The following is a 12383-nucleotide window of genomic DNA, read 5'->3' as shown; positions in this document are numbered from 1 at the left end:
CGCCGCACCGAACGTTATGAGGTCTCCCGTGTCACCTGAATTCGATTCCCCCTGGGACAGAGCGTCCAAGTTCGCCCAGCCCGGAACCGGCTGGACCGCGGTCGGCGGTGGGCTCGCGCAACTCGCGGCGGCCGTCGAAGGTCGGCACCACAACTCCCCGCTGCCCTCGGGTCAGCCCGCCGAGATGCTCGCCGCCGTCGCGGAATCCCTCGGCCCGGAGCAGATTCCGGCCGACGGCATCGGTGAGGCCGCCGCGCTGAACCACCTCGCGGACCTGATCGCCGCCTACGGCCTGGACCTCACGCACAAGCTCACCGCCGCGCACCTGCAGCCGCCGCCGCTGACCGTGGCCGTGGTCGCCGACGCGCTGGCCAGTGCCACCAATGCCTCGCTGGACACCTACGATTCGGGCCCGGCGACCCTGGGCATCGAGCAGTGGACCATCAAGGCGCTGGCCAAGCTGGCCGGTTTCACCGAGTCCGCCGGCGGCGTCTTCGGCCCGGGCGGTTCCTACTCGAACCTGCTCGCGCTGCTGGTCGCCCGCGACTACGGCGCCATGCAGAACGGTGTGGACATCCGCCAGAACGGCGTCAGCGCCCTGGCTCGTCCCGTGGTCCTGTGCTCGCGCGTCGCGCACTTCTCCATCCACCGCGCCTGCGCCGCACTGGGATTGGGTGAGGCCGCGGCCATTCCGATTCCGGTCGACGCCGATCACCGCATGATCCCCGAGGCCCTGGACGAGGTGCTCACCGAGCTGCGCGCCAGCCACACCCCGGTCGCCATCGTGGCCACCGCGGGCACCACCGACTTCGGTTCCATCGACCCGCTGCCGGAGATCGCGGACATCGCCGCCAAGCACGGCGTCTGGATGCACGTCGACGCCGCCTACGGTTTCGGCTCGCTGTTCTCCGACGAGCTGGCCCCGCTGCTGACCGGCATCGAGCGCGCCGACTCGATCACCCTGGACCTGCACAAGGTCGGCTGGCAGCCCGCCGCCGCCTCGGTGCTCCTGCTGGCCGATCAGCAGCGCTTCGCCTCGCTGAACCGCTCGGTCGCCTACCTGAACCCCGACGACGACGTGGAGGCCGGTTACGGCGGTCTGCTGGGCCAGACCCTGCAGACCACCCGCCGCCCCGACGTGCTCAAGGTCGCGGCTACCTTCCTGGCCTACGGCCGCAGCGGCATGGGCAAGATGCTGGACCAGTGCCACGAACTGGCCAAGTACGCCGAGGGCCGCATCGGCACCGAACTCCAGCTCGAGCTGGTCGCGCCGGTCACCCTGACCACGGTCGTATTCCGTTACCTGTGTGAGGATCTGGACCTGGACGCGGTCAACGGCGAGCTGCGGCGTCGCCTGATCAGCTCGGGCAAGGCCCTCATCGGCCGCACCCAGGTGCGCGTGCGGGGCGAGGGCGAGCCGCGCACCTGCGTCAAGCTGACCCTGCTGAACCCGGAGACCACCGAGCAGGACATCGACGAGCTGTTCGACGAACTGCTGCGTGTCGGTTTGGAAGTGGAGTCCGAAGGCTTGCAGAGCGTCGGCGACGAAATGGTGAAGGCCCATGAGTGAATTCGAAAAAGTAGACATCCTCGCGATCGGCGCGGGCCCGTTCAACATCGGGCTGGCGGCGATGGCGTCGACGGTCGACGACGTCGACATCCTCGTCGTCGACTCGGTGCCGGAATTCCGCTGGCACACCGGAATGATGTTCGAGGAAGCCAAGCTTCAGGTCAGCTTCCTCTCGGACGTGGTGTCGCTGGTCGATCCCACCCATCCCATGACGTTCCTGGCCTACCTGGCCGATGTGGACCGGCTGTACCCGTTCCTGGTGCGTGAGGACTTCTTCCCGACCCGCCGCGAGTACGAGGCGTACCTGCTGTGGGTGGTGCGCCGCCTGAACACCCTGCGCTTCGGCACCACCGTGAACTCGGTGGTGTGGAACGAGGAGCAGGGCCACTTCGAGGTCGCGGTGACCACGAACGGCGCGGTCTCGACCATCGTCGCCGGGCACGTGGTGGTCGGCGTCGGCACCGAGCCGACCATCCCGCCCGCGCTGGCGACCGCATCGCCCGCGCTGATCCACAGCTCGGAGTACCTGTTCAACCAGGAGGCCGCGCACAAGGCCGGTGCGGTGACCGTGATCGGCTCCGGACAGTCCGGCGCGGAAATCGTCGTCGATCTGCTCGAGGCCAATTTGAACGGCGGTCCGGCCGTCCAGTGGTGGACGCGCACACCGTGGTTCGCGCCGCTGGACTTCACCAAGCTGTCGCTGGAGATGACCACCCCCGCGTACATGGACTACTTCCAGAGTCTGCCCGAGGAGACCCGGGACAAGGTGCGGGCCGGGCACTGGCAGTTCCACAAGGGCATCTCGACCGACACCCTGGCGCGACTGCACGATCTGCTGTACCGCCGCGAGCTCAAGGACAAGTTGCAGCCGGTTCGCCTGCGCAACGGCGTCGCGGTCGAGGGTCTGGACACCCTCGACGACGGCCGCCTGCGCATCCGCGGCCGGCACCGCGACACCGGCTCGCTGCTGGCGCACACCGCCGACATGGTCATCGCGGCCACCGGCTACAGGGCGCGCAGTCAGCACTTCCTGGCGCCGATCAACGAACTGCTGCACCGTGATTCGCAGGGCCGCCCGGTCGTGGCGAACAACCACTCGGTCGACGCCGACAACGGCCTGTCCGGAAAGCTGTTTCTGGCCAACGCCGAATCGCACGCCATCGGCGTCTCGGCGCCCAACCTGGACATCGGCGCGGTGCGCAACGCCAAGATCCTCAACAGCGTGGCCGGCCGCGAGGTCTACCGCCTGCAGCGCAACACCGCGTTCACCAGCTTCGGCGTCGGTGACGAGGAAGTGCTCGAATAGCACGCCGCACAGCCCCCGGCGTGTGTCCCCACCTGCCGGATCCGGGTTCTCGGTGCGTAGCGTCGTGAACCCGCCCGGCAGCAAAAATCTTCAGCCCCAAGGAGTTACCTCATGTCCGACCAGATCACCGATGTGCTGAACAGCATTCTCGAAGAAGACCTCGATCTCTCGCTGGCCGACGTCACCCGCTCGTCCCTGCTGGTCGAGGACCTCGGCGTCGATTCGGTCGCCTTCGCCATCGGCGTGGTCGCCATCGAAGAGCGCCTCGGGGTCAAGCTGACCGAGAAGGAGATGTCCGAAGCGGCGTCCGTCGGTGACCTGGAAGACCTCATCCGGTCCAAGGTCGCCGCGTGAGCACCGCGGTCGTGACCGAGACCTACGACGAACTGCTCGCCCGCGTCTTCGACGAGCGGGTTGTGGCCTGGACCGAGAAGGCCGAGCAGGACAAGCGTTTTCCGCGCGAGCTGCTCGAGCACCTGGGCCGGGAAGGCGTGTTCGCCCGCAAGTGGGAGGACCGCAAGCTCACCGACCTCGGCAAGCATTTCGCTCTGGCCCAGCGCCTGGGCGCGCTGAACTCGGCGGGCATCGGCGTCGGTGTGAGCCTGCACGATTCGGCCATCGCGATCCTGCGCCGCTTCGCGCGCAACGACTTCCAGCGCGAGCTGGCGAACAAGGCGATCGACACCGAGGTGGTGCTGTGCATCGCGGCCTCGGAGGAATCCGGCGGCTCGGATCTGCAGATCGCGCGCACCATGATCGAGCCGGAGAACGGCGGCTACCGCGTCGTCGGGCACAAGAAGTTCGTCTCGCTCTCGCCGATCGCCGACTACATCGTCGTCGTGGGCCGCAGCGCCGGGGACGGCGAATCCGCCGATCACGGCAACGTGGCGCTGGTGCTCGTGCCGACCTCGCAGGTCGAGATCGCCACGCCCTACGAAAAGCTCGGCGCGGGTCCGCTGGACACCGCCGCGGTGACCATCGACACCTGGGTTCCGGAGGAGGCGCTCATCGCGCGCCCCGGCACCGGCCTGGCCATGATCAGCTGGGGCCTGGGCCACGAGCGGTTCTCGGTCGCCGGTCAGATCGCCGGGGCGTGCGAGGTCATGCTCGGTGTCACCCTGGCGCGCATGATGAACCGCACCCAGTTCGGCAAGCGCCTCTACGACCACCAGGCGCTGCGCCTGCGCGTCGCGGATCTGCAGGCGCGCGTGGACATGCTGCGCTACGCCCTGATCGGCGTCGCCACCGAGGGCAAGATCAACCTGCGCACCGCCGCCGCCCTCAAGGCCACCGCCGCGCACTTGGGGGAGGAGGTGGCCTCGGAATGCCTGCACATCTTCGGCGGCATCGGCTACCTCGACACCGGGCTGCCCATCAACCGCTGGTTCCGTGACATGAAGCTGGCGCGCGTCGGCGGCGGGACCGACGAGGTGCTGTGGGAGCTGGTCGCGGCCGCCATGAAGCCCGACCAGGAGCGTTACGACAAGATGTTCGAGAATCAGGTGGAACTGCCGTGAGTGATTCGGCCGCAAGCACTTCCGTGATCGAGCTGACCGGTCCGGACCACACCTACCTGCACCTGGACGGCAAGGGCCGCCCGATGCACTGGGCCATGGTGCTGGAGCTGGACACCGAGGGTGACCGGCTGACCGCCGCGCAGGTGCGCGCCCGGGTCGCCGAGCGCATCGGCCTGTTCGACCTGTTCCGGGTCGGCATCGCCGAAGGTCGCTGGCGCGCACCGCGAGTCGTGCTCGCGGAGAATCCGGACCTGGACCAGCACGTCGCCGGGGCCGACTACGCGACCCCCGAGGACCTGCGCCGCCGCCTGGCGAAGCTGCTGGAAACCCCGCTGGCCCGCCCGAACCCGCTGTGGCACCTCACACTGTTCACCCCGAGCGGTGACGGTCCTCAGGTCGTCGCCCTGCGCGTGCACCACGCGCTGTCCGACGGCATCGCCGGTGCGGCCTTCGCCGCGCTGCTCGCCGACGGAACCCCCGACGAGCTCAAGGAATTCGAGCGCTTCGCCACCAGCCCGCGCTTCCGCACCCCGCCGATCGATCCCGAGGTGCTGAAGGAATCGAAGGCCGCGTTCGCCGAACAGCACGCCGGTGGGCGCACGGGCCGCGGCTGGCCCAAGCTCACCAAGTCCGGCCGCCGCGAGGTCGCCCTGCTCAGCGTCTCCACCCGGGACCTGCGCCGCGCCGCCCGCAAGCACAACGCCTCGGTGCACGAGTTCGTGCTGGCCGCGATCGGAACCACGCTCAGCACCATCCCGCCGAGCACGGGCAAGCCGGCCGAGGTCATTCGCGTGACCCTGCCGGTGACCAACGATCCCGAGTTCCGGCACACCGGCAACGCGGTGCTGGTCTCCCCGCTGAACCTGCTCGGCAGCGAGACCGACATCGGCCGCCAGATCGAGCGCGCCCGCAGCGAATTGGCGACCATCGAGAAGCGCCGCCCGGAGCTGGCCTCGGCCATTCCCGACGGCGGCCCGCAGGCGCCGTGGCCCGTGCAGCGGCTCATCGCCAACGCGGCCATGGCCCACATGAGTCCCGATGTCCACATCGGCATCAACCCCGGCTTCTCCCGCATCCGCGAGGTGCTGGGCAAGCGCATCACCGAACTCACCGCCCTGTCGCCCCTGGCGGGCTACTCGTTCTCGGTGACCTCGCTGATCCTGGGCAAGAACACCTCGTTCGGCGTCGTGATCGACCCCGCCGCGCTGCCCCCGGGTTACGCCGAGAAGTTCGTAGAGCATTTCGAGCGCGTGCTGCGCGAAGAATCCCCGGCCGCGTGAACACGGAAGAGATGACACAGCAATGAGTAGAGTGACCGAGCTGCTGTTCGAGCAGCCCGCTTCCACCACCACCGGCCTGTGGAGCGGCAGCGATGTCGCCGAGCCGGTCCTGGCGACCTGGGAACAGGTGCGCGCCGAGGCCGCCCGCATCGCCGGTGGCCTGGCCGCCGCCGGGGTCGAGCACGGCAGCTCCATCGCCATCCTGGCCGGGGAGCCCCGCGACGTCGGCCCGCTGGTGCAGGCGTCCTGGATGCGCGGTGCGGCGTACACGATGCTGCACCAGCCGACTCCCCGCACGAATCTCGAGGTCTGGCTCGAGGACACGCGCGCCGTGGTGGCGATGCTGGACGCCAAGGTCGTCGTGCTCGGTGAGCCTTTCACCGCGGCCGTCGGCGGTCTGGATCTGGGCGCGCCGATCGTCTCGATCGAGGCGCTGGCCGCGAACGAGCCGGTGGCGCACGTCGAGGTGGCCGAGGACGACATCGCGATCCTGCAGCTGACCTCCGGGACCACGGGTGTGCCCAAGGCCGTGGCGATCTCGCACGGCAACATCCACCAGAACCAGCTCGCCATGATCACCGCGGCGGGTTTCCGCCCCGATGACGTGGTGGTCAGCTGGCTGCCGCTGTACCACGACATGGGCATGATCGGGATGCTGCTGACCCCCATGCTCGCCCAGGCGACCGCAGTGATCACGACCCCCCTGGCGTTCCTCAAGAAGCCGCTGGCGTGGGCCGAGTACATTACGAAGTTCCGTGGAACCTTCACCGCCGCACCGAACTTCGCGTACTCCCTGCTGGCTCGCCGCCTCAAGCGCGCCGAGGCCGGTGCGTTCGACCTGTCGAGCATGCGGGTCGCGGTCAACGGCGCCGAAGCGATCGACGAGAGCACCCTGAACGAGTTCGTCACCGAGGCGGTGCGTTTCGGCCTGGCTCGCGAGGTGATCATGCCCGCCTACGGCATGGCCGAGACCACCCTCGCGGTGTCCTTCGCCGCCGTCGACGAGGTGTTCACCGTCGATCAGATCGACGGTGAGGGCTCCGAGCGTGACGGTGTGGTGCGCCGCGAGGGCGTCGAGAACGGCCGCGCGCTGGCCAAACTCGGCCCCCCGGTCCCCGGCATCGAGCTGCGCGTGGTCGATGATTCGGGCCAGGTCCTGCGCGCCGATCGCATCGGCACCCTGCTGGTGCGCGGCGACGCGGTCACCAAACGCTACCTGACCCAGGAGGGTTACACCTCGGCGATCGACGAGGACGGCTGGCTCTCGACCGGCGACCTCGGCTACGTGACCCCCGACGGCCAGGTCGTCGTCACCGGCCGCAAGAAGGACGTCATCATCGTCGCGGGCCGCAACATCGCCCCCACGGTCGTCGAACGCGCCGCGGGTGGCGTGTCTGGCGTGCGGCCGGGAGGCGTTGCGGCCGTTGGCGTTCGCCTGCCGTCGATGGCTCGTGAAGGCATCGCGGTCATCGCAGAGTCCGACGCGGCCGACAACGCCGACGAGGCCGAGCGGATCCGCAAGGAGGTGGCCCGCGCGGTGTACGACGATGTCGGCATCGCGCCGGCGGTGGTCACCATCGTGCACAAGGGATCGCTGCCGAAGACGCCGTCGGGCAAGCTGCGGCGGTCGCTGGCTACGAGTTTGATTCCGGCCTGATTCTCTGAGGTCGGTCGCTGTGGGCCGGGTCGGAATTCCGACCCGGTCCATTGGTGTTTCTGAATGGGTGGTGGGTCTGAATATTGTTGTATCACAATGGAATTGGGCTATGTCTGCTCGCTATTGAGGGGTAGAATGGGGGTATGAATTCGGGAGGGATGACCGCTATCGCGCAGGGTGTACACGCACTCGATGCCGCGGCGGAATCCTTGCTCGAATCGCCCTTGTTTTCGGTGGGCGATGATGAGCTCATCGAGGTTATGCAGGACATCGAAGCCATCACGCGCAAACTCGACGCGATGAAGCAGCATCTCGTGCTCGAAGCGGTGACGCGGGGGTTGCCTGTTCGGGCGGGGGTGAAGAGCCCGGTCCGGTTTCTGCAAGAGACACTGCGGCTTTCACCCGGCGAAGCCGCTGCGCGGGTGCGGAATACCGAATTGCTGTCGGCGGTGTCCGAGGGCACGTTCACACGGCCGCCGGTGTTGGCGTTGGTGGCGCAGGCGCAGCGGGCGGGTGAGATCTCCACCGACCACATTCGAGCTATTCACGAGGTGATCAAGCAGATCCCCGCCGCAGCGGGTCCCAAGGCCGTGGATTTCGCCGAGGAACAACTGACCGCGTTCGCGCGTGAAGGTGATCCGAAGGGCATCACCACGCTCGGGGTGCGGATCTTGCAGTACACCGATCCGGATGGGTCCTTGACCCGGGATCGTGATCAGCAGGCGCGGCGGGGGTTCACGATCGGGCATGCGCGTGCTGATGGGATGGCTCCGGTGTCGGGGTGGGTGACCCCGCAATTCCAGGCGGTGTTCACGCCGGTGCTCGAGAAGCTCGCCCGTCCTGGCATGTGCAACCCCGATGATCCGCAAAGCCCGTGGTCTGCTGCCGAACTCGGGATCGACACCGCAACCGACACCGGCGACCAGGACAGTGACGTTTCCGGTGAGAGCCCGGTGGCTGCTGCGCGGGCGGTGCTCGAAGCTGCTGCCAAGCGTGATCATCGCACTGCTGCTCAACGCAATCATGATGCGGTGATCGCGTTCCTGCGCCCGGACATGGGGCCCACAAGGCTCGGAAACCACCGGGGGCTTCCCGTCTCGACCGTGATCACTATGACTATCAACGATCTCGAGCAGCGCACCGGTATGGCGACCACCGCCACCGGCGGCACCCTCTCGATCGCCCAGGCGGTTGAGCTGGCGGCCAACGCGACCCCGTATCTGGTCATCATCGACGCGAACGGTCGCCCGCTGCACTTCGCCCGCGGGGAACGCCTGGCCACCCCCGAACAGCGGTTGGCACTCACCGCTGTCGAAAGAGGCTGCACGCGCCCCGGGTGTGACGCACCAGCCACCCGCTCGGCAGTCCACCACATCCAAGAATGGGCGGATGGCGGCGAAACGGACATCGAGAACCTGACGTTTGCATGCGATGCCTGCCATGCCCAGGTCAATTCTGGTCCGAACGGCTGGAAAACGATAGTGATGCCGGATGATTCGGAGCATCCGGGCAAGACCGGGTGGATTCCACCACCGCATATTGATCCGGCTCGTAGACCTCGGGTGAATTTCCGTCATCACCCGCGTGTGCCGAGTCCTTCGGGGATCCCGGGTATTCCGGCGCGGCGACTCTGCTAAAGCCCTGCCTCGCAGCCGAAACCCAAAGCCAAACCTCAAGAGCTGAGAGCGGCATCGGTGTTCACTCCAGTGGCCGACGTAGCCGAGACCCACACGCGCCGTGCGTCTTCCGGCGGGGTTCGGGAGGACAAGCAAGTACAACGAGGCAGTGCTGGTCACTTCGCCTGCCGTACCCGACTTCGGCTCCCCGGTTGGGAGCGCTTTCGCCCTCTCAGCGTGGCTGGATGGCCGTGGGAACCTTCTCGAGACATACAGACACAAGATCCGTCATCGTTGAATGCTGGTACTGCCTTAGAGGGTGATTGTGGTGAGCGGTAATCCATTTGGCGGTTGGTTGTACCCCCACCGGTGGTGGATCCCGTTTATCGGCCCGGTAGGGCTGGTACCGCCGTCGAGGCTCCCAACCCGCCCCCGCTGGTCCTCCGTTATCCAGGCGTCTTTCCCCAGCCAGGCACCCAACCGAAGTCGAGGCACCCAACCCGCCCCCGCTGGCACTCCGCTATCCAGTTGTCTTTCCTGCGGTAGGGCACCCAACGCGACGATCCCCTCCCACCTACAGCAAAATGGCCCCCGCAGCCCCGCTGCGAGGGCCACGTGCCCTACCTACCCCCACTCAACCCGATCACCGCCGCTGCTCCGCCGCATGCCGATACCCCCGAACCGCAAGCGGCCCGAAAACAACGATCAACCCAACGGCCCAGAGCACTGTGATAGCAAGAGGTTTGGCAACCGCCCCACCCTCGGTCAATCCCCGAATAGCATCGATCGCCGGCGTCATCGGCTGATGCCGCACCACCGGCTGCAACCAGCCCGGATATTCCGTAACCGGCGCGAACCCGCCGTTGAAGAACAACAGCAGCAGAAACAATCCTCCCAACTGCTGCACCGCCTGTTTGCCCGAAGCGACTGTCGCCATGGCGATCACCGGCACCGCGATACCGATGGCGAAGATCATCGGAACGAGGATCGCGCCCAGCGCGGCCAGCACGCCGTGCTCGAAACGGAAGCCCAGCGGGATGGCAACCAGGAACAGGATGATCGTCGCGGGCCCGGTGCGCAGGGCCTCTGCGAGCAGCCGCCCCGCGATGAAACCGGCGCGCGGAACCGGGAGCGTCCAGGTGCGCGCGAGCAGACCGGTATCCCGCTCCTGAATGAGGGTGATGGCGGTGGCAAGCGTGCCGAAGAGCGCGCCGACGAGCGCGACGAGTCCGGCATTGCCGTACACGCTGTCGCCGCCACCCATGGAGGTGACGGTTTTACCCAGCACCAGCTGGAACATCAGCAGCATGAAAGCCGGAAAGACCATGGATTGCACGATGATTCCGGGATCCCGGGACCACGAGCGCAGTAGTGCGCTCGCGTGCACCAGGGATTGGCGCACCAGGGACACCGAGTGCCGGGCGGGCCACGTCGATGCGGTGGGCGTGGTCGTGGTCTGGGTCATCGGCCCACCTGTGCTCGGCCCGCGGCCGTGATCGCGAGCAGGCCCGCGGAGAGGAGTCCGGCCGACCACAGCAGGGCGGCGGTCAGGTCGGGATCGGTGCCCGCGGCCAGTCCGCGCAGGGCGTCGGCGAATGCCGAGAGCGGCTGGTTGCGGACGAAGGGCTGAATCCAGTCCGGAAAGCCCGCGGCCGGAACGAGACCGGTGGAGGCCATCACCAGGATCAGCTGCGGAATCATGAGGATGCTGGCCACCGAGACCGAGTTTCGCGCCACCGTGCCGACGGCGTCGGTGAGCATGCTCAGGGCCAAACCGAAGACCACGACCAGGGCGATGAAAGCCGCGGTGTCGATCGCTGAACCGTGGAAGCGGAAGTCCAGGCTGTACCCGATTCCCACACCGCCGGCCAGGGCCAGCAGCATGCGCACGATCACCCAGGCCATTCGGCCCAGGAATGGCGTGATGCGGGGGATGGGCAGGGACATCATGCGCTCGTGCACTCCGGCGCGAGCGTCGTGCCCGGCGACTTCGGTGGCGCTGATGGCGGTGAACAGTCCGGCCTGCAACAGGATGATGGGCGTGAGGAATTGCGCGTAGTGCCCGCCGCCGAGTTCGAATTGGCGATGCAGTGGCACATAGAAGCAGACGAAGAACACCACGGGGCCGAAGACGGCGAAAATGCCGTCACCGGAACGGATTGCGGCGAGAATCTTCTGCCTGGCCAGGGTCGCGGTCGCGGTTCCCAGGCCGACCGAGGCGCGCGCGATCGTGCCCGCTCGCGTGACGGTGGCGGGTTCGGCGGTGAGAGTGGACATCAGCGCGACTCCGTGAGCTGGAGGAATACCTCGTCCAGCGAGGGCTGGCGCAATCCGATGTCGACGACATCGATGTTCGCGCCGCGCAGGCGAGTGATGACCTCGGAGACCGTGGCCATGCCCTCGGGCGCGCGCACGACCAGTCGCGGATGCGCTGCCGCGCCGGATGCTGTTCCCTCGGAAGGTGATTCGACGATTTCCAAGCCCTCGAGCAGTGCGAGGGTGCGTTCGGTGTCCGAGCGCTCGATGAGCGTCACCTCGCATACGGCCGCACCGATTTGCTGCTTGAGTTGTCCCGGTGTGCCCGCCGCGACCACGGTGCCCTGATTGAGCATGACGATGTGGTCCGCGAGCCGGTCCGCTTCCTCCAGGTACTGCGTGGTCAGCAGCACCGTGATGCCCTCGGCGCGCAGTCCGGTGACGGTGTCCCACACCGAGGCTCGGCTGCGCGGGTCCAGACCCGTGGTCGGCTCGTCGAGGAACAGGACTTCGGGCCGGGTCACCAGTGCGCTCGCGATGTCTACTCGGCGCTGCATGCCGCCCGAGAGTGCGCTCACGCGCCGATCGCGTACCGCGCCCAGATCGAATTGCTCGACCAGTTCGTCGATTCGGGTCTTCAGCGCGTGTCCGCGCAGGCCCGTGAGCTTGCCGAAGACCGCGAGGTTCTCCACCGCGGTCAGTCCACCATCGAGTGCGGCGTATTGCCCGGTGAGAGAGACGAGTTCGCGCACGCGCGCGGCATCGGCTACCACATCGTGACCGCAGATGCGGGCGATGCCGGAGGTCGGCCGCTGCAGGGTGGACAGCAGGGTGACCGTGGTGGTCTTGCCGCTGCCGTTGGGGCCGAGCAGGCCCAGCACCTCGCCCGGGGCCACCTCGAACGATATTCCCCCGAGTGCCTTGACTTCTCCGTAGGCCTTGACCAGGTCGCCGACCTCGATTGCCGGCGTTGTCCCCTGAATGCCGCGCTCCGCCCCCGGTGTACCGGCGTCCGGCGAGGTCACGACGCCCGCGCCACGGTCGGCACGAACCGCGGTAGGGCGTTCGGTGAATGGATCCTCATCGGCATGTCGATTCCCTCCTCGTGAGCCCCGTTCGGGACTCGATTCTTGTTAGGCAAGGCTAGACTAACCAATCAGTGCGTGCTGTGACCCGGCTCT

Annotated in this window: 10 protein-coding genes; 7 read left to right on the top strand and 3 right to left on the bottom strand. The window is 67.5% G+C overall.

The window, feature by feature from the left end:
• Positions 1 to 16 precede the first annotated feature (16 nt).
• From ACFVBH_RS05635 to ACFVBH_RS05605, 7 genes are all read left to right on the top strand, one after another.
• Positions 17 to 1570 carry a pyridoxal-dependent decarboxylase gene (locus ACFVBH_RS05635; RefSeq protein ID WP_354990384.1) on the top strand — a complete coding sequence of 518 codons (1554 nt, stop codon included), beginning with the start codon at positions 17 to 19 and terminating at the stop codon, positions 1568 to 1570.
• Entirely contained in the window at positions 1563 to 2876 is a 1314-nt protein-coding gene (locus ACFVBH_RS05630; RefSeq protein WP_379000086.1) for a lysine N(6)-hydroxylase/L-ornithine N(5)-oxygenase family protein, read from the top strand. The genes ACFVBH_RS05635 and ACFVBH_RS05630 overlap by 8 nt, the downstream gene beginning before the upstream one ends.
• Before the next feature lie 111 nt (positions 2877 to 2987).
• On the top strand, positions 2988 to 3230 hold the full coding sequence (locus tag ACFVBH_RS05625; RefSeq protein ID WP_354990382.1) for an acyl carrier protein: 243 nt from the start codon (positions 2988 to 2990) through the stop codon (positions 3228 to 3230).
• The gene (locus ACFVBH_RS05620) at positions 3227 to 4393 is read left to right on the top strand and encodes an acyl-CoA dehydrogenase family protein (RefSeq protein ID WP_379000084.1); all 1167 of its coding nucleotides are present in this window, start codon (positions 3227 to 3229) and stop codon (positions 4391 to 4393) included. The genes ACFVBH_RS05625 and ACFVBH_RS05620 overlap by 4 nt, the downstream gene beginning before the upstream one ends.
• Entirely contained in the window at positions 4390 to 5673 is a 1284-nt protein-coding gene (locus tag ACFVBH_RS05615; protein WP_379000082.1) for a wax ester/triacylglycerol synthase domain-containing protein, read from the top strand. Before ACFVBH_RS05620 ends, ACFVBH_RS05615 begins: the two co-directional genes overlap by 4 nt.
• A gap of 22 nt (positions 5674 to 5695) precedes the next feature.
• Positions 5696 to 7330, top strand: a complete 1635-nt coding sequence (locus tag ACFVBH_RS05610; protein WP_379000080.1) for a long-chain-fatty-acid--CoA ligase — start codon at positions 5696 to 5698, stop codon at positions 7328 to 7330.
• A 143-nt stretch (positions 7331 to 7473) separates the two neighbouring features.
• The gene (locus ACFVBH_RS05605) at positions 7474 to 8967 is read left to right on the top strand and encodes a DUF222 domain-containing protein (RefSeq protein WP_379000078.1); all 1494 of its coding nucleotides are present in this window, start codon (positions 7474 to 7476) and stop codon (positions 8965 to 8967) included.
• 622 nt (positions 8968 to 9589) lie between these two features.
• On the opposite strand, the gene ACFVBH_RS05600 is transcribed toward ACFVBH_RS05605, so the two are convergent.
• The 3 genes from ACFVBH_RS05600 to ACFVBH_RS05590 are packed head-to-tail and all read right to left on the bottom strand — an operon-like array spanning position 9590 to position 12227.
• Entirely contained in the window at positions 9590 to 10411 is an 822-nt protein-coding gene (locus tag ACFVBH_RS05600) for an ABC transporter permease (protein WP_379000075.1), read from the bottom strand.
• A complete protein-coding gene (locus ACFVBH_RS05595; protein WP_354990376.1) occupies positions 10408 to 11223 on the bottom strand; it encodes an ABC transporter permease in 816 nt (271 codons plus the stop codon). Before ACFVBH_RS05595 ends, ACFVBH_RS05600 begins: the two co-directional genes overlap by 4 nt.
• Positions 11223 to 12227: an ATP-binding cassette domain-containing protein gene (locus tag ACFVBH_RS05590; protein WP_379000073.1), complete on the bottom strand. Its 1005-nt coding sequence runs from the start codon at positions 12225 to 12227 to the stop codon at positions 11223 to 11225. Before ACFVBH_RS05590 ends, ACFVBH_RS05595 begins: the two co-directional genes overlap by 1 nt.
• Between the last annotated feature and the right edge of the window lie 156 nt (positions 12228 to 12383).

Source organism: Nocardia sp. NPDC057668, from assembly GCF_042799795.1.
Classification (GTDB): domain Bacteria; phylum Actinomycetota; class Actinomycetes; order Mycobacteriales; family Mycobacteriaceae; genus Nocardia.
This window is presented reverse-complemented; position numbering and strand designations above follow the sequence as displayed.